Here is an 18,451-nt window from a genome sequence, read left to right as displayed (position 1 = left end):
GACGCGAGCCGGCGACTACGGCCTGCTCTTCGGCTGCTGCGGGACCATGAGGATGTACGGCGTCGCAGGCTCCTCCTCCGGCGATACCGCGCGGGGCGCGGGGACGCCCTTCTCACCGAGGCTCCGGATGAAGCGGTACATCGCGACGAGGTCGCGCTCGTGCAGGGTCACGTAGTTGAGCCATGGCATCGGCGGCCGGCCGGCGGCCTCGCGGAACATTCGCACCCAGGCCTCCTCGCTGAGGTTCTGGGCGGAGATCCGGAGGTTCGCCGCGTAGCTCGTCCCCCACGGACCTCGGTAGCCGACGTCGCTGCCCGTCAGCCACTCCGAGGTCGGGAGCCTGCCGCCCGATCTGTCCCAGCCGGGCGTATGGCAGTCGTTGCACCCGCCCACGAGGATCAGGTACCGGCCGGCCTCCTCCGGGCTCCCCGCCGCTACGTGCGGCGAGGCAGGCGCCCGTGCCACGGCTGCACAGCCGATCAACACCAGGAGCGCCGCGCCGGGCAGCCACTGCACAGCCCGGCGCGCCGGGCGCGCCCGGTCCGCGGCGGACGATCTCGATCCGGCGCGCGTCTCGCTCTGCATTCCAACCATTCCATCCCTCGTGCAGCGCGCGTGCCGGGCTGCGGCGCGGCGCGCGGACGAGCGCGCTAGGGGCCGCCGGCGCGGGCCTTCCTGCGCGGCGCCGCCATGAGCGGACGGAGTCCGTTCACGCAGGCGAGGACCGCGGAGCCGTTGTTCATGAGCGTCGCCGCGACCGGGTTGAGGAGCCCGGGGATCGACAGCGCGTACGCGACCGCGTTCACGGCGAGGATCATCGAGAAGTTCTGGTGGATGAGGCGCATCGCGGCGCGCGAGATGTCGATCGCCTCGACGAGCTTCGACAGGTCGTCCTCCACGAGGACGACGCCCGCCGTCTCCCGGGCGATCTCGGCGCCCGCGGACACGCTGATGCCGATGTCGGCGTACGACAGCGCCGGGGAGTCGTTGATGCCGTCCCCGACGACCGCGACCGTGCGGCCCTCCTGCGTCAGCCGGCGCGTGATCTCCGCCTTGTCCTCGGGCAGCATCTCCGCGAAGTACCGGGTGATGCCGAGCTCGAGCGCGACCTGCCTGGCCACCTCGCGGCTGTCGCCCGTCAGCATGACGATATCCTCGATCCCGCGCGCGCGCAGGCTGCGGATCGTCGCGCGGCTCTCGGCCCGGATGGCGTCGCGGCAGGCGAGCGTGGCGACGTGCCGGCCGTCGACGGCGAGGAAGAGGAGCGATTTCGCCGCCGCCTCGAGCGCCTTCCTGGCGCCGGGCTCGGCGCGGCAGGCGACGCCGAGCTCGTCGAGGAAGCGGGGGCTGCCGAGCTGCACGACCTTGCCGAAGACCCTGGCCTGCACGCCCCGGCCGACGAGGTAGCGGGACTCCTCCCGGTCCGGGATCGTCAGGCACCACGCCTCGGCGAGCCGGAGCACGGCCTGCGATACGGGGTGGGTCTGCCGCGCGGACACCGCGGCGGCGAGGGTCGCCGCCTCGCGGTCGGACAGGGCGTCGTGGACGAGGAGGTCCGTCACCTCGGGGATGCCGGAGGTCAGCGTACCCGTCTTGTCGAACACCACGGTCGACACCTTCGCGAGCTTCTCGATGTAGGCGCCGCCCTTGATGAGGATCCCACGCCGCGCCGCGGCGTTCATCGACGCGAGCACCGTCGTCGGGGCCGAGACCCGCGGGCCGGTGCCGAAGTCGATCGTCAGGATCGCGGACACGCGGCCGAGGTCCCTGGTCGCGGCGAGCACGACCGCCGAGCAGACGAGGGCCGGCGGGACGAGCCGGTTCGCCACGAGCTCGGCGTAGTTCTGCGCGCGCGTCTCCAGCGCGGGCGCGTTCTCGATGAGCCGCGCCGTGCTCGCGGCGGTCGTGTCGCCGCCGACCCGCTCGGCGCGGATGTACAGCTTGCCGTCCTTGATGACGGTCGCCGCGAAGCAGCGATCGCCGGGGCCCTTGAGCACGGGCATCGACTCGCCGGTCAGCGTCTGCTGATCGACGAGCCCCTCGCCGTCCGTGACCGTCCCGTCGACCGGGATGACCGAGCCGGTGTAGACGACGAGGACGTCTCCGGCGGCGAGCTCGGCCACCGGGATCTGCACCTTCGCGTCGCCGCGGACCACCCACGCGAGGTCCTGCTGGTACTCGAGCAGGCCGCTGATCGCGCGCCGGGCGCGCGCCTGGGTGAGATCGCGGATGTGGTCGCCGAGCGTGACCAGCCAGATGATGCCGGCCGCGTTGATGGCGTTCCCGGTCGCCACGGCCGACGCGATCGCCAGGCTGTCGAGCAGGTCGACGTTGAGCTTGCGGTCCCGCACCACCGAGTCCCAGGCCCTCTTGAGGATGGGCGCGGACGTCGCGGCGATGAACGGGTACGCGAGCAGCGGCGAGACGAAGCTGCCGAGCGAGAGGACCATGCCGACGCTCGACAGGTAGAGCGGGCGCTTCGCGAGGGCGGCCGCGCGGCGCGCCTCCCGGACGGCGCGCGCGGCGCGCAGCGCCCCCCGCGGGGCCGGCGCGGCGGAGGCCGAGGCGGCGGCGCGCACGATGGCGTCGAGGTCGACGTGCCGCGGGTCGTGCTCGACGACGGCGCTCGACGCGCCCTCGGCGATGCGCACGGACAGGACCCCGGGCACGGCGGTGAGCCCCGCCTCGAGCAGCGGGCCGAAGGCCGCGTCCTTCCCGAGGCGCGGGAGCAGCAGGCGGACCCTGCCCGGGATCGCATGGACCACCGAGACCGGCTCGGTCGCGGTCGACAGGAGCGCGGCCATCGTCACCCCGCCTCGCCGCCGGTGGGTGCGCCCGCGCCCGCGCCCGCGCTCGCGCCCGCGAAGAAGCTCTGGATACGGCCGTGGTTCAGCACCACGAAGAAGTCGACCCCGTACTTCACCAGGGTGATCCAGTGGGGCATGGCCGGGGAGCGCCGCATCAGCACCTGGAGCATCCCGGACCCGACGAGGAGCGCCGGGACCAGGAGCTTGAGGTCGACCTGCGGCGGCGGGACGACCTGCGACGCCGCGTTCAGCCTGTCCGCGGCCTGGACGACGAGGCGCGCCGTCCGGCCCGGGCTCGGCGGCTCGGCGGGCGCCGCGCAGGGCGAGGGCGTGAGCCCATCGATCGGGCGACAGCTACAACCCGAGAGCTCGGGGATGTGCGCGAGCTCGGAGAAGACGTCCTCCAGCGGGACATCGGGCTCGTGCTCGACCGTGAGGCTCCCCGCCCACGCGCTCGCCCGCGCGTCGACGACGCTGGGGCAGGCGCGCGCCAGCTCCGCGATCTCCTCCGCCCTCGCCGGGTCCCTGCGCAGCGCGGGGACGGCGAGGCGCACGCGCCCTGGAACCCAGTGGATGATGACGACCCCTCGATCGCTCGGCATGGCTCACCTCCCGGCCCGCGAGGCCGGGTCACCGGAACACTCCACTCGTCAGCTCCCGGGCGGATCCATCTCCGCGCGCGACCACCCCTGCGCGCCGCCCGAACCGGCGCGCTGCTCCTGGCGCGCCATCTCCTCCCTCACCTCGGCGACGAGGTCGGCGAGCCTTTCCCTGCCCTCGCCGAGCGCGCCCCTGATCGCGTCCACGGCGACGAAGCCTAGCTTCATGGCCCTCTTGACGGTCGGACGGGTGATCCTCGTCAAGCTGGTGAGCCCTATCCCGATGATGATGCCGAGCCCGAGGCGTTCCATCCCCACTCCTCTCCTCGAAATCCACGACCCATGGCGCGCCTTGGCGCGCCGAACGCTGATGGCGCGCCTTGGCGCGCCGAACGCTGATGGCGCGCCTTGGCGCGCCGAATGCCGACGACGCGCGGACGCGCGCGATGCTGACGACGCGCGGACGCGCGCCGAAAGACAGAGAATCTGGATCACACAGGCACGGGGCACACGGAGAGATAGAGACAGGCGATGTCCGCTGTCCCGCCGTGCTCCCACTGCCCATTTCACTCGGTCCTGAGCCGTTCGGGGCGCTGGCGCCGCGCGGCGCCGCGCGGCCACGACCAGGACGGGCGTCGACGCGGGGGCGTCGGCGCCTGTTCCGGGAGTGCGAGAGGGAAGACTCGAACGAAAGCCCTTATGTCTTCGGCTTCCGTGGGAGCACCCACATGTGATTTGTAACACTGCAGTCGCGCGATCGCCATGGGCTTTTCATGTCCGGTCGACACCTGACTCGCGTGCTGAGGGAGCGTTCCGCGCGGGCGTCCGAGGCGCGCCGAGCGCGCGTTTCTCCTCTTGCGGCGCCGCGCCATGCCGCCCCGGGGCGGGGCGGGGCGGGGCGCGCGGGCGCCGGCGTGTCCGTCGCTTCCAGCCGGCGAGCGACCGTGGTAAATTTCCGGACATGCAAGCGGGGCAGCACGAAGAGCCGGTGATGGGGAGCAATGGCTCTCTCCTTGCGGAGCTCCTGGCGGAGACGGGGGTCGCCCCCACGAGCGGCGCCTACCACGATGTGAAGCGGGGCGTGGAGGCGGTGGTCGGCAAGGTCGCGGGCCGCCCGGAGGCCGGCGCGGCGCTGGACAGCGCCCTCATCGACCTGTGGATCGCGGAGATCGACCAGCGGCTGTCGCGGCAGATCGACGAGATCCTGCATCACCCGGTGTTCCAGCGCCTCGAGGCCGCGTGGCGCGGCCTGAAGTTCGCCATCGATCACATCGACTTCCGGGAGAACATCCGCGTCGAGATCCTCAACTGCTCGAAGGACGATCTGCTCGCGGATTTCGAGGACTCGTCCGAGGTCGTGAGGAGCGGCCTCTACAAGATCGTCTATTCGTCGGAGTTCGGCAATTTCGGCGGCAAGCCGTTCGGCGCCGTCATCTCGAACTACGAGTTCGGCCCCGTGCCCCAGGACATCGCGCTCCTCCAGAAATGCGCGGCGGTGGCGACGATGGCGCACGCGCCCTTCCTGGCCGTCGCGGGCCCGCAGTTCTTCGGGCTCAAGGATTACCGGAAGGTGCCGCACCTCGGCGACATCAAGGCGCTCTTCGAGGGGCCGCAGTACGTGAAGTACACAGCGTTCCGCGAGTCCGAGGACGCGCGCTACGTCGGCCTGCTCCTCCCCCGCTTCCTCCTGCGCCTGCCCTACGGGGCGAGCACCGCCCCCATCCGGGCGTTCTCCTACGAGGAGGACGTCGTCGGCAACCACGCGGCGTACTGCTGGGGGGCGCCCACCTACGCGATGGCGACCCGGCTCGCCGAGAGCTTCGCGCGCCACCGCTGGTGCCTGCACATCATCGGGCCGCAATCCGGCGGCACCGTCGAGGGGCTCACGCTCCACGAGTACGAGGCGCTCGGCGCCATCCAGACGAAGATCCCGACCGAGATCATGCTGACCGAGCGCCGCGAGTTCGAGCTCAGCGAGGAGGGCTTCATCGGGCTCACGTTCCGCAAGGACACGGACAACGCCTGCTTCTTCTCCGCGAACTCGGCGCAAAAGCCCAAGTACTTCGGCCAGAGCGAGGAAGGGCGCGCCGCCGAGGTCAACTACCGGCTCGGCACACAGCTGCCTTACGTCTTCCTCGTCAGCCGGCTCGCCCACTACCTCAAGGTCATGCAGCGCGAGCAGATCGGCACCTGGAAGGAGCGCGGCGACCTCGAGCGCGAGCTGAACAGCTGGCTCAGCCAGTATGTCGCGGACATGGATGTCGTGTCGCCCGCCGTGCGCTCGCGCAGGCCGCTCCGCAAGGGGCGGACCTCGGTGACCGAGGTCGAGGGGAGCGCGGGCTGGTACCGGGTCCACCTCGAGGTGCGCCCGCACCTCAAGTACATGGGGGCCTATTTCACGCTGAGCCTGATGGGCAAGCTCGACCGGGAGTGAGGCCGGCCCGCTCCGGGCGGATGCGGGCGCGAGCGCGCGATCCCGCGGCGGGCGGCCATCGCGAGCCCGCGCAACGGCCGGCCTGTGGTAGAGCGCTGTATGCGCACGCTCCGACAGCCTGCCGCTCCCCTCGCGCTCACCGTGGCCCTCTCCGCGCTGGCGGCCTGCGGCCCCGCCGCGAGCCCGCCACCGGCGCTCCCGCCCCCCGCCGTGAAGGCGCTGATGCCGCCGGCGCCGCAGGGCCTCCCTGTCGTCGAGACGAAGCTCGAGAGCGTCGGGCTCGACGAGGCCGCGCTCGACCGATCGGCGAACCCCTGCGAGGACTTCTATCAGTTCGCGTGCGGCGGATGGCTGGCGAAGACCGAGATCCCGGGGGACGAGTCCGCCTGGATGCGGAGCTTCAACGAGATCGAGAAGCGCAACGAGGCGGAGCTCCGGCGCATCCTCGAGGACGCCGCGAGCGCCGGCGACCGGGATCCGGTGACCAAGAAGATCGGCGCCTACTACGGCGCGTGCATGGACGAGCCCGCGGTCGAGGCCGCCGGCGCGAAGCCCATCGCGGACCTCCTCGCGAAGGCGCGGCGGGTGCGCGACCCGAAGGGCCTCGGGGCGCTCGTCACCGAGCTCCACCGCCGCCGCATCTGGGCGCTGTTCGACATCGAATCCGCGCAGGACATGAAGGACGCGACGCGCGTCATCGCGCAGCTCGACCAGAGCGGGCTCGGCCTGCCAGACCGCGACTACTACCTCAACGAGGACGACAAATCGAAGGCGCTCCGCAAGACCTACGAGGAGCACGTCGCGCGGATGATGCGGCTCGCCGGGGCGCAGGAGGCGGCGGCGAAGGCGGCGGCGCTCGACGTCGTGCAGATCGAGACCGAGCTCGCGAAGATCTCGAAGACGCGGGTCGAGCGGCGGGATCCGGCGGGCCTCTACAACAAGCTCGACCGGGCGGCGCTCGCGAAGGCAGCGCCGGCGTTCTCGTGGGACGCGTATTTCCAGGGGCTCGGCCTCCAGGACGCCAAGGAGGTCAACGTGACCTCCGTCCGGTTCTTCGAGGGGCTCTCCCGGCTGCTCACGTCGGTGAAGCCCGCCGCGTGGCAGAGCTACCTTTCGTGGCACGTGGTGCGCTCCATGACGCCCGCGCTGCCCAAGGCGTTCGTCGACGAGAGCTTCACGCTGCAGGCCGCGCTCACCGGGCAGAAGGAGGTGCGGCCGCGCTGGAAGCGCTGCGTGGACGCGACCGATGACGCGCTCGGCGAGCTGCTCGCGCAGCCGTTCGTCAAGACGAGCTTCCCCGGCGCGAGCAAGCCTGCGGCCGAGGCGATGGTGCACCAGATCAGCGACGCGTTCGCGCGCAACGCCCGGGCGCTCGACTGGATGGATGAGGGCACGCGGCAGCGCGCGCTCGCCAAGCTCGCCGCGATGGCGTACCTCATCGGATATCCCGACAAGTGGAGGACGTACGATTTCGAGGTCGATCCGCGATCGTACGCCAAGAACGCGCTCGCCGCGCGCGCCTTCCACACGCAGTGGGACCTCGGGAAGATCGACAAGCCGCTCGATCGCGACGAGTGGCAGATGAGCCCGCCCACCGTGAACGCCTATTACGACCCGCAGCGCAACCACATGGTCTTCCCGGCCGGCATCCTGCAGCCGCCGTTCTACAGCGTGAGCTCGGCCGCGGCGGTGAACCTCGGCGGCATCGGCATGGTGGTCGGGCACGAGCTCACGCACGGGTTCGACGACGAGGGCTCCCAGTTCGACCAGAAGGGCAACCTGGAGGACTGGTGGTCGAAGGAGGTCGGGGTGGCGTTCAGGGAGAAGACCGCCTGCGTCGAGGCGCAGTACTCGGCCTTCGAGGCGCTGCCGGGGCTGAAGCTGAACGGCAAGCTGACGCTGGGCGAGAACATCGCGGATCTCGGGGGCGTGAAGCTCGCCTTCATGGCGTACCGCGCGATGCGCAAGGGCGCGGCGGAGCAGACGGTCGCGAGCGGTTTCACGGAAGATCAGCAGTTCTTCCTCGCGCACGGGCAGTCCTGGTGCGGCAAGCTGCGCGACGAGGCGCTCCGGCTGATGGTCCAGGTGAACCCGCACTCCCCGCCGCGGTTCCGCGTCAACGGCCCGCTCGCGAACCTCCCGGAGTTCGGCGAGGCCTTCAAGTGCGCGCCGGGCACGCCGATGCGGCCGACCAGGACGTGCGCTGTCTGGTAGCCGCGCGCGGCAGGCTCGGTTAAACGAGCCGCCATGATCCTGATTGGCCAGTACGACTCTCCCTTCGTGCGCCGCGTCGCCGTGGCGCTCCAGCATTACGGGCTCGCGTACGAGCACCGCCCGTGGTCGGTGTGGGCCGACGCGGAGTCCATCGCGAAGTACAACCCGCTCCGGCGGGTCCCCGTGCTCGTGACGGACGGCGGGGAGCCGCTCGTGGAGAGCGCGGCGATCCTCGACGCCCTCGACGACCTGGTGGGGCCCGATCGCGCGCTCCTGCCGCGCTCGGGCGAGGCGCGCCGCGCCGGGCTGCGGGTCGCCGCGCTCGCCACGGGGCTCGCGGACAAGGCGGTGAGCCTGCTCTACGAGCACGTGCTGCGCACGGGCGAGCGCCGGAGCCCTGTCTGGGTGGAGCGCTGCGCCGCGCAGATCGGCGAGACGCTCGACCTGCTGGAGCGGGAGCGCGCCGCCCGGCGCGGCGACACCTGGTGGCTGGGCGCCTTCAGCCACGCCGACATCGCGGTCGCCTGCGCGCTGCGCTTCGCCTCCGAGGCGCACCCGGCCCTCACCGACGCCGCGAGGCGGCCGGCGCTGGCCGCGCACGCGGCGCGCTGCGAGGCGCTCCCGGTGTTCGCGGCGGTGGTGCAGCCCCTCCACGTGGCCGTGTAGCGCCGCGTGCCAGGAATTACCTGGCCATCGACCGCCTGTGAACTGCATTGGATCGGGCTGCTTCCGACTGACCAACGTCAAGAGCGGCAAGGTGCTGGACGTCCCCGACGAGTCGACCACCGACGGGATCGCGCTGAAGCGATGGACCAACCACGGCGGCGACAACCAGGCGTGGCTGCCATCGTCGATGGCCGAGCTGGTCCTGTGCACGAGCACCGCCCAGGTCCCCCGGAAAACACGAGCTCGCGCGAGCCGGGCTCGCGGGACAGCTCACGCGGGCGCCTCGGCCGGCCGCCGCTGCGCACGGCTCCGGATCGAGGACATCCGCGCGCCGGTTCATTTCGATTGACGCCAGCCATGTGAACGTTCACATTTTGCGCCAGGTATTCTTTGGCGTTGCCCTGGATAGGTGCGTCATGCGCACCGGGCCTTTCTCATTGTGCGCGTTCACCGTGCCGGTCGGGCTGCTGGCTCCAGGTGAGGCGCATGCAGGGGGAGGAGCGTGCCGGCGCCCGTGCTCGGTCGGCATCTCTGCTTCGCGACGTACCGCTGCTTCGCGAGGCTCTGGCAGGGCTCGCGGCAGCATCGCTGCGGGTCGGTTCCTCACTGAGTTGACGTGATCTGGAAGCGGCGCGGTGCTCCGCGTGGGCGGCTGGCTCACCTTCCCTTCGAGGCAAGAATCATGCGTGAGAGTCACGATTCCACCGTTCGTCACGTCAAGCTGCTGGTCGCCGCATCCCTCACGGCGTTCGCTGGGTTGGCTGCCTGTTCATCGGACGGGACGAGCCCCAACCTGGCCGGCGGCGACAGCTCGGCTGGCGGCAGCGCAACCGGCGGAGCCGACGCCACTGCAGGAGCCGGAGGAGCGGCAGCGGGCGGGGGCGGCGGCAGCGCCGGCGCGATGGCCGGTGGCGGGACGGGCGGCGGCGGCGGCGGCGGCGGCGGCGGCGGCGGCGGCGAGGTTCCAGACGAGACCGGGACGCGGCAAGCGGCGTACTACGTGTCGCCTTCCGGTAGCGACGACAATCCAGGCACGGCCAGCGCGCCGTTCGAGACGGTCACCAAGGCGCGCGACGCCGTCCGCACCGTCAACGCCAACATGACCGGCGACATCTACGTTTACCTCCGAGGTGGCACGTACAGCCTCACCGACGCCATCGCCTTCGCGCCGTCGGACTCGGGCACGAATGGCCATCGCATCTACTATCAGGCTTACCCGGGGGAAAAGCCCGTTTTGAACGGCGCGACGAAGGTGACCGGATGGACGCCGGACGCAGGCAATATCTACAAGGCCAAGCTGGACCGAACGACGAAGCTGCGCAACCTGTACGTGAACGATGCTCGTGCCCTGATGACGAGCAAGCGGGTCACGTCGCGCGGAGGGGTCGGAACGTACAGCGTGACGGCCGGGCAGCACAGCTGGGCTTGGGCGACCGGCAGCGGCAGTGACGGCGCCAAGTACGACCTCAACGCGGTACCTGCCATCGCCAGCAACAAAGACGACCTCGAGATCGTGAACGGCACCACCTGGAACGAGAATATCGTTTGCGTTCGTGATGTCACCACCACGCCAGACAACTTCCGCGCGCTGCTCTTTCAACAGCCCTACGGCGCCATCGCGCAAACCCCCGGCTGGAATTCGGGCTTCAGCGTTTCTGGTTCCCACACGATTTACAACGCGCGCGAGTTCTTGGACTCACCCGGTCAGTTCTATTTCGACAAGACGACCGGGACCCTCTACTACTACCCGCGGCAGGGCGAAGACATGGCTCAGGCCGACGTGCAGGCGCCGATCGCAGAGAAGCTGATCGACATCGTCGGCGCCTCCAGCGCTAGCCGCGTCAAAAACCTCACCTTCCAGGGCATCACCTTCGCCAACACCGACTACAACCTATACAGCGTGGACGGGTCGCGCGGCAAAGCGACGGTACAGGGCGCCACCATCTACGTTGCTTACGGCGACGGCAACTGGCACAACAGCAAATACGAAATCATCGACACGCTGCCCGGGATGATCACGGTCAACAACGCCGACTCGATCAACTTCATCGGCAACGTGGTGAAGCACAGCGGCAACGAGGGCATTTCCTTCATCAACGACGTCGTGAATTCCAGCATCGTCGGCAACCACATCGCCGACATCGCCGGCAGCGGCATCACGGTCGGCCACCCGCAGCACCTGTACGCGGGCGACTCCGGCCCGCACCACAAGTTCGGCCCGGGTGTCGAAGGCATCTGTAAGAACGACACCATCAGCAACAACCTGCTGTACGACGTGAGCTCACTGCCGGGTTTCGGTGGCCATTCGGGCATCACCGCGTTCTTCGTGGATGGCCTGAAGATAACCTACAACCACATCCAGAAGACGGCCTATAACGGCATCAACCTGGGCTGGGGCTGGCGGAACTTCCCCGACTCGACCACCTGCAAAGACAATGCGATCAACAACAATCGCTTCATCGACACCTTGAGCAGGCTACACGACAGCGGCGCGGTCTACACGCTAGGTCAGATGCCGGGCACGACCATCAACGAGAACTACGTCAAGGGCATTCCGCCCGCGACGAGCGGCCCCACGTACGGCCTGCACAACGACGAGGGCAGCGCGCACATCACGCAGAACGACAACGTGCTCGACATCGACCCCGGCGTAAAATACACGATCAACTGCGAGGATTTCGGGGCCAAGCACCACCTCACCATCCTGAGGACGTACGCCACCGTGAACAAGATGGGCATCAACCCGCCCGATAGCAGAATCGACCCGCCGGTCGCGGTTCCGGACAACATGTGGCCTGCAGCGCAATACGAAATTTGCCTGAGCTCCGGCATCCAGGAAGAGCACCGGGGCATCATCCCGAGCAGCCTGCTCGCGGTTCAAGACTACGTGTTCCCGGCGAGCGCCTCGGTGGCATCCGGCACCAAGACAATCAAGATCAGGAGCACCGGCGCGGCGGCCAACGCCGTCTGGCTCGCGCCGGCCGGCACCGGCACGTTCACGGAGGGCGCGACGATGACGAAGGCGGCGGGGGACGCGACGTCCATCGCCGTGCCGGCCAGCGCCGGAGCGTACAAGCTGCATGTGGTCGACGCGCAGGGCGAGAAGCTCGGTGAGTCGGCGGCGCAACTGCGGGTGCGCTGACGTGCCGCGGTGGGCGCTGCAGCAGTGGCCTTGCCCGGCCGAGCCTTCGTTGCTGCCCGGCGGGGAGCGCGAGGAGCAGGAGACGAGCAGGCCCGAGGCAAGGAAGCCCAGCGTCAATTCCAATCCACGGGCGCATCGATCGGCGCGGGCCGTTCGCGGATCTCCCCTCGGTGGTCCCGGTTCAGGTTCACCCCACCGCCGTCCTCCGACGACGACGGATCAAGGTCGAAAGTGCAACTGCCAGAGCAACCAGGGAAGTCCCGACGGACTCCCTCGAATCGGCCCTGCCGACCGCGCACGATCCAGAATCAGCGCTACCGGCCGGGCCACCAGCCGTGACGGCGCCACCCGTTCCACTGCTCGCGCCGCTTCCGCCTGCGGTGCCGCTTCCGCCTGCGGTGCCGCTTCCGCCTGCGGTGCCGCTCGACCCCGTGCTCCCGGCGGTCCCGCCGCTCATGCCGCCCTGCCCCTGTCCGCCACCCCCACCCTCTCCACCGGTTCCGCCTGCGCCGCCGCTTCCGCCCGCCCCACCGCTGCACTGCTCTATCTCGGGATCGACCGGCCCGGTCTTGTCGAGACCCAGAAAGGGGATGACGTACTCAGCGGGGAATAACGCGTCGGAGGGGCCGTGATCGCCGCCAATCGAGGTGAACGCGTCGAGGACCACGTAGCCGCACTCATTCTCCCAGCGCTGCCGCGTCGCATCGTGATTGCCGAGCCGGACTCCCGTATCGGTCGACGTCGGGCTCGCGCCCACGCCCAGAACATTGGTCCATTGCTTGATGGCCTCCGTGTGGTTCGGGTACCTGATGATGGTGTCCGCGTCGCCGTGGAAAAGCTGCAGCCGCGGGCGATGTCCCGCATACCCCGGGGCCAGCGTACGGGCGATGTCCCCCCACTCTTGCGCTGTGTGGGTCACCGAGCCGCCCGCGCACGCTCCGCTATATCCGCCGTTGTTGCCTGATTCGTTGGCTGCGCGGCACCCGGCCGGCATGCCCGCGAACGCGGCGCCTGCTTTGAAGACGTCCGGGTAGAGGGCAAGCAGGAGCTCGGTCATCATGCCGCCGGACGAATCTCCCGTCGCATAGACGCGATCCGCGTTGCCTCCGTACGTGTCGAGCGCGTACTTCACCATCTGCCTGATGGCGTGACTGTCGCCACCGCCTTCACGCGTGCGGGTCTTGTCCGAGACGACGTCCCAGCATCTCCCGCTGCTGGGGACGACCATGATGAAGCCATGGTCGTCCGCCGCGTCGACGATGCCCCCGCCCCGCGCCTGACCAAACACTGCACTGGCGGTCCCGCCGCAGTAGTGCACCAGCGTCAGAATCGGAGGATTCTGCGCCACGCGGTCCGGGACATAGACGTACATGCTCACGTCACCAGGCAGACCGCTCACCTTCCAGTCGTTGTTCTTCTGCAACGTCGCCGCTCCCGCGGAGGGTACCGGCCCCAGCATGGCTGCCAGCAAGGCGCCCCAGGCAGTCCAATTTCGGCTCATGATGGAGTTCTCTCCTGTGTATAAATTTGCTCTCTCGAACCAAGCAAGGCTGCGACGACATGACGCCGGCGATGTCGCTGGCGAATCGCCACCCTCACCTCAGGTGACAGAAGGTTCCGTACGCGATCCGCCTTCCTCTTGCCGACGATGGCGAAGCAGACCATCCGGACGGAGTCGGCGCCGAGATCCATCGGATGACGAAGGTCTCCGTGTTCACGACGACCCATCCATGGCGAAGCAAAAGGATACCGATCGGGTCGATTGTGAACGCTCACATATACAACGTCAATTCCAATCGACCGCCCGCGGTGTCCTCCAGCCCGAGGGGAAAGAGGCTGGCGGGGCGCCTCTGGAGCGCGGCGTCACGAGAAGCGATCCTCGCTCGTTCGCCCTCTCTCCCGCTCCGCCCCGCTCCAGGGCTGGCGTCCTGCCCGCCTTCTCCGCGATGGCCGCTCCCGTATCCAGGCCGCCGGTTCACCCAGTCCGCTCTGGCCTGGGCACCACGGCGCTCCGGCGCGTCGCGCGGGGCGCGAGCACTCCATGATACCGGACAAGCGGGCACCTCGATGCAGGACAAGCGGGTACCTCGGCGGGGGAACACGTGTGGATGGCCGCGCGAGCAGCTCTACAGGCGTCACGATGCGATGCGTCGCCCCCCCGGGTCGGGAACTTCATCCGGTAGGCCACCTCGCCGCTCCTCGGCACGCTGACGAGGGCGATGCCCACGGCCGCGCCGGCGAGCGCGGGCGCGTCGTTGATGCCGTCGCCGACCATCCCCCCCATGCAGCTCTACCGAGCGCCAGATACGGCCGCCCGGCGCGTCGTGCCTGGCCACTTCGCGAGCAGGCTCGAGACCACCTGGGCGAGCCGCGTCGGACCTGCGTCGAGGTGGATGGGCTCCAGGGGAACGGCGGCCGTAAGCCCGTCGCCGGGCCATTTCGGTTGACGCCGCTGATGTGAGCGCTCACAATTGCTCACGAACTACCCTTTCGCTTTGTCCAGGACAGGCCGTCGTGCGCGCGGGGCGCTCGTCCTCGGATCGATCCCGGCACGGCTCCGCTCGCTCGGTCATCGCGGACAAGCAACTACGCGCGAAACCGAGGAGCGAGATGGCACGTCTGGGAAGCAGATCGAGAGCACGATTCCTGGTGGCGCTCTTATGGACCTCCGGGTGCAGCGACCCCGTGACGACGACCGGCAGAGACGCAGGACCCGATGCCGAGCCCCCCGCGTGCTCCGAGGGCACCTGGGATCACGATGGCGATAGCGCGACGAGCTGCGTCGCATGGACAGGCTGCACCGCAGGCACCTTCGCGAGCGCCGAGGGCTCGCCTACGGCGGACCGGCGGTGCGCGGCGTGCCCGGAGGACACCTTCAGCGACACGACGAACGCGCCGAGCTGCAGGATGCACACGCCCTGCGCGCCGGGGACGAGGCAGACCGCGCCGGGGACGAGCACCACGCCCGCGCAGTGTGACGGCTGCTCGCCGGGCACGTACTGCGCGGGCGGGACCGCCGCGCCTGTCGATTGCGCGGACGGCACCTGGGACGACGACGCCGATCCCGCAACGACATGCGTCGCGTGGACCGACTGCGTGCCAGGGGAGCTCGTCGGCACGGAGGGGAGCAGCACCACGGACCGCAGCTGCCTCACGTGCACGAACGGCGAGCATACGGCCACGATGAACGCAACCAGCTGCTCCCCGGGTGCCTGGGTGCTGAGCTACTTCGGGCCGCATCAGGACGTGGCGAGCGATTCGCTGCATCTCGCCTACAGCACCGACGGGCTTCAGTGGTCGACCCTCGCCAATGGACAGCCTGCGTACCAGCTCACCGGGATGGGCACGAATCACATCCGAGATCCGTTCCTGTTCCGCAAGAACGATGGAACGTACATCTATATCGCCACGGACTGGACGCTCTCGGAGAACGACTCGAACTACTGGAACCATCCGAGCTCCAAGATCTTCGTGGCGGACTCGACCGATCTCATCACCTTCACGAATCCCCGGTTGATCACGCTCACGAACCTTCCGGGCCCCAAGGCCACCCCGATGCACGCCTGGGCCCCGGAGGCTTACTACGACCCCGATCGCAAGCTCTATGCGATCATCTGGTCCGGGAACGACACCACGGGCGCGAACCGCATCTACGTCAGCTACACCGAGGACTTCGTCACCATCGTCAACCCGACACCCGACGTGCTCTTCGACCCGGGCTACAGCGTCATCGACGCGACGATCACGCAATGGAATGACCGCAACTACCTCTTCTTCAAGGACGAGACGGACAGCAGCGGGAGCGCGCTCACCGGATCGGGCAAGGACATCCAGATCGCGCGCTCCTCGACGCTCGCGCTCGATCCGGCGACGTTCACGCGATGGAGTCCGGACTACATCACGCGCGGGTCGACCCAGAGCAGGAGACGAGCGACGGAGGGACCGTTTGTCATCAAGGATCCGCGGCAGAATCGATGGTACCTGTTCGCCGACTACTACCTGAACGGCGGTGTGTTCGGGTGCTGGAGCACGACGGATCTCGACGCGGATCCGGGCTCTTGGACGGAGCTCCCGAGCGCGCAGTACCGCTTTCCGTCCGGCGTGCGCCACGCGAACGCGGTCCGGGTCACGCAGGCGGAGCTCGACGCGATCATCGCCCACTACTGAACATCCTACCGGACCCACGGATGGGTGGAGTTTCCCCTTATCATGCGCGCACCGAGATCGTGCCATCCAGAGTGCACTTCCCTCTCTGCGCCACGCGTTGCGCTCACGGCGGCAGCTTGCGCCTTCGCCGCACTGCTCGTGGTGGTCGGGTGCTCGGATGGGCCCTCGACCGATGCGCCGGTCGCGTCGCCCAATTCATTGCGGATCGTGACGGCGGGCACAGCGCTCAGCACCTCGGAGTCCGGCGGGCGGGTGACCGTGAGCGTGGCGCTCGACGGCGCGCCGAGCAGGCCTATCATGGTGCCGGTCTCGAGCTCGGATGCGACCGAAGGCTCCGTCTCACCGGCGACCATCTCCTTCACGGTGGAGGATTGGAGCGTCCCTCGAGAGATCACGGTCACGGGGGTGGACGATGCGGAGAGCGACGGGGATCAGATCTTCCGCGTCCGCTTCGGGCCCTCGGTCTCTGCAGACCCAGCGTGCGACGGCCTCGTCGCGGAGTCCGCTGACATCACGAACACGGACGACGACGGTCCCAGGACGGCGGCGATCGTCGTCAGCGACCCGTCCGGGATCCTCGCCGAGCGCGGCGCGCCCGTGACGTTCACCGTGCTCCTCGCATCGCAGCCGAGCGCGCCCGTGACGCTCGCCCTCCGCGTCAGCGACACGACCGAGTCGACGCTGAGCCATGCGGGCCTGACGTTCACGGAGGCGAACTGGAACGCGGCGCAGACAGTGACCTTGAGCAGCGTCGATGACTGGGTGGCCGACGGAGCTCAGCCCGTACGCGTCGTCTTCGACGCACCTGTCAGCGAGGACCCCGCGTATGCGGCCCTCGCCGCCCCCGCTGCTCTCGAGCTCTCCAATCTCGACGACGACGTCGGAGGGGGTTACCAGCTTCGCACGACGCACACGGAGAGCGACGCCCCGCTCTACGTCGCGCACTCCTATTATCATGCGATGATCACCCACCTCGACGACAGGGCGAACAACCAGGTTCCTGCCGACTTCCAGTGGAGAGTGGTGCCCGGCCTCGCGAACCCGGATGATCCGACGCTGGTGTCGTTCGAGTCCGTGGGTTTCGGCGGTCGCTACCTGCACGTCGACAGCGCGAATTCGACCCGGTACCCGCTGCAGAATGAGGCGTCCAACCGGGCTGGCGGGCTCTGGCAGACCCCACCCGAAGACCCGAAGAGAGGAGTCACCTTCTGTGGATCGACGCGTTCACGGATACCACCACGTTCCGGAGGGACGCCACGTTCCGGATCGTGCCCGCGCTGAACGGGGATCCGACGATGGTCTCGCTGCAGTGGTACTCGGATGCGACGCGTCATCTCCGGCGCCTGAACTACCAGATCTATGCGCACGCGCTCGACGGCACGGCGGTCAAGAACGCGGAGGCGTCGTTCGCGCTCGAACCGCTCGGCTATTTGATCTCGCAGCGCGCTGATCCCCACATCAAGCGGCACACGGACGGTTACTACTACTTCACCGCGAGCGTGCCGACGTACGATCGCATCGAGATCAGGCGCGCGACCACGATACGAGGCCTGGCCAGCGCGACCCCGAAGGTCGTCTGGACGAAGCACGCGACCGGCCCGATGGCGGCGCACATCTGGGCGCCCGAGCTACATTTCATCGACGGCAAGTGGTACATCTACTTCGCCGCTGGAAGCTCGACCAACATCTGGGCCATTCGCATGGTTGCGCTCGAGAACTCATCGGCCAACCCGATGGATGGCACGTGGATCGAGCGAGGGCAGATCGTGACGGACTCGGACACCTTCGCGCTCGACGCGACGACGTTCGAGCACGACGGCAAGCGCTATCTCGTGTGGGCGCAGGAGGACCCCAGCGTCGTGGGCGACAACAGCAGCTTGTTCATCGCGGCCATGGTGAACCCGTGGACGCTGGCCAGGCCCAACGTGCGGATCGCCAGGCCCGAGCACGCCTGGGAGACGGCGGGGTTCGCGGTCAACGAAGGTGCTGCCGTGCTCGAGCGGAATGGGCGGGTCTTCATCAGCTACTCAGCGAGCGCGACGGACGACCGCTACTGCCTCGGCCTGCTCACGGCGAGCGCGACGGACGACCTGCTGAGCGCCAGCTCGTGGACGAAGAACGAGAATCCAGTGTTCGTCAGCGCAAACGGGCTGTATGGCCCGGGCCACAACTCGTTCACGACCTCGGCGGACGGATCGATCGACGTGCTCGTGTACCACGCGCGGAACTACGAGAAGATCACGGGGGACCCGCTCTACGACCCGAACCGTCACACGCGCGTCCAGCGGCTGGAATGGAATGCAGACGGAACGCCGAACTTCGGCGTACCGCTCCTGAACGGCGCGAATACGATTGGCGAATGACTGTTTCGCGGAGGAATCGAGCACGAGCAGCGAGGTGGGGAGCTCAGAGCCGCCGCGCG

The 18,451-nt window shown here is 68.9% G+C and carries 14 protein-coding genes; 8 read left to right on the top strand and 6 right to left on the bottom strand.

Features of this window, described 5'->3' with window-relative positions; genetic code table 11:
* Positions 1–15: 15 nt before the first annotated feature.
* The 4 genes from WMF12_RS06390 to WMF12_RS06375 all read right to left on the bottom strand — a co-directional run bounded on the left by WMF12_RS06390 (position 16) and on the right by WMF12_RS06375 (position 3,718).
* Positions 16–585 (bottom strand): cytochrome C, encoded by a 570-nt coding sequence (locus WMF12_RS06390; protein ID WP_437868855.1) that lies wholly within the window; start codon positions 583–585, stop codon positions 16–18.
* Between the two features lie 65 nt (positions 586–650).
* Positions 651–2,804 (bottom strand): heavy metal translocating P-type ATPase, encoded by a 2,154-nt coding sequence (locus tag WMF12_RS06385; RefSeq protein WP_437868850.1) that lies wholly within the window; start codon positions 2,802–2,804, stop codon positions 651–653.
* A 2-nt stretch (positions 2,805–2,806) separates the two neighbouring features.
* A complete protein-coding gene (locus WMF12_RS06380; protein WP_437868844.1) occupies positions 2,807–3,409 on the bottom strand; it encodes a hypothetical protein in 603 nt (200 codons plus the stop codon).
* 48 nt (positions 3,410–3,457) lie between these two features.
* Positions 3,458–3,718 carry a hypothetical protein gene (locus WMF12_RS06375; RefSeq protein ID WP_437868840.1) on the bottom strand — a complete coding sequence of 87 codons (261 nt, stop codon included), beginning with the start codon at positions 3,716–3,718 and terminating at the stop codon, positions 3,458–3,460.
* A 649-nt stretch (positions 3,719–4,367) separates the two neighbouring features.
* Here WMF12_RS06375 and tssC point away from each other — a divergent pair.
* From tssC to WMF12_RS06350, 5 genes are all read left to right on the top strand, one after another.
* A complete protein-coding gene (gene tssC / locus WMF12_RS06370) occupies positions 4,368–5,840 on the top strand; it encodes a type VI secretion system contractile sheath large subunit (RefSeq protein ID WP_437868837.1) in 1,473 nt (490 codons plus the stop codon).
* Between the two features lie 99 nt (positions 5,841–5,939).
* Positions 5,940–8,054 (top strand): M13 family metallopeptidase, encoded by a 2,115-nt coding sequence (locus WMF12_RS06365; protein WP_437868824.1) that lies wholly within the window; start codon positions 5,940–5,942, stop codon positions 8,052–8,054.
* 33 nt (positions 8,055–8,087) lie between these two features.
* Complete coding sequence (locus WMF12_RS06360) at positions 8,088–8,720, top strand: glutathione S-transferase family protein (RefSeq protein WP_437868816.1); 633 nt, start codon at positions 8,088–8,090, stop codon at positions 8,718–8,720.
* 37 nt (positions 8,721–8,757) lie between these two features.
* Positions 8,758–9,069 carry an RICIN domain-containing protein gene (locus tag WMF12_RS06355; RefSeq protein ID WP_437868807.1) on the top strand — a complete coding sequence of 104 codons (312 nt, stop codon included), beginning with the start codon at positions 8,758–8,760 and terminating at the stop codon, positions 9,067–9,069.
* 333 nt (positions 9,070–9,402) lie between these two features.
* Positions 9,403–11,862 (top strand): right-handed parallel beta-helix repeat-containing protein, encoded by a 2,460-nt coding sequence (locus tag WMF12_RS06350; protein WP_437868803.1) that lies wholly within the window; start codon positions 9,403–9,405, stop codon positions 11,860–11,862.
* Positions 11,863–12,049: 187 nt separating this feature from the next.
* On the opposite strand, the gene WMF12_RS06345 is transcribed toward WMF12_RS06350, so the two are convergent.
* Positions 12,050–13,363, bottom strand: a complete 1,314-nt coding sequence (locus tag WMF12_RS06345) for an extracellular catalytic domain type 1 short-chain-length polyhydroxyalkanoate depolymerase (RefSeq protein WP_437868795.1) — start codon at positions 13,361–13,363, stop codon at positions 12,050–12,052.
* Positions 13,364–14,615: 1,252 nt separating this feature from the next.
* Positions 14,616–15,044 carry a hypothetical protein gene (locus tag WMF12_RS06340; RefSeq protein ID WP_437868786.1) on the bottom strand — a complete coding sequence of 143 codons (429 nt, stop codon included), beginning with the start codon at positions 15,042–15,044 and terminating at the stop codon, positions 14,616–14,618.
* Between the two features lies 1 nt (position 15,045).
* Between WMF12_RS06340 and WMF12_RS06335 the strand changes: the two genes are divergently transcribed.
* The 3 genes from WMF12_RS06335 (at position 15,046) to WMF12_RS06325 (ending at position 18,392) form a co-directional block, all read left to right on the top strand.
* Positions 15,046–16,029: a glycoside hydrolase family 43 protein gene (locus WMF12_RS06335; protein WP_437868782.1), complete on the top strand. Its 984-nt coding sequence runs from the start codon at positions 15,046–15,048 to the stop codon at positions 16,027–16,029.
* A gap of 207 nt (positions 16,030–16,236) precedes the next feature.
* A complete protein-coding gene (locus WMF12_RS06330; protein WP_437868765.1) occupies positions 16,237–17,310 on the top strand; it encodes an AbfB domain-containing protein in 1,074 nt (357 codons plus the stop codon).
* Positions 17,298–18,392, top strand: a complete 1,095-nt coding sequence (locus tag WMF12_RS06325; protein ID WP_437868758.1) for a family 43 glycosylhydrolase — start codon at positions 17,298–17,300, stop codon at positions 18,390–18,392. The genes WMF12_RS06330 and WMF12_RS06325 overlap by 13 nt, the downstream gene beginning before the upstream one ends.
* The last annotated feature ends 59 nt before the right edge of the window (positions 18,393–18,451 follow it).

The organism is Sorangium sp. So ce363 (assembly GCF_051520435.1).
In the GTDB taxonomy this organism is placed as follows: Bacteria; Myxococcota_A; Polyangia; order Polyangiales; family Polyangiaceae; genus Sorangium; species Sorangium cellulosum_B.
Note: the sequence above shows the minus strand (reverse complement) of the source record. Positions and strands in the feature narration are given on the sequence as shown.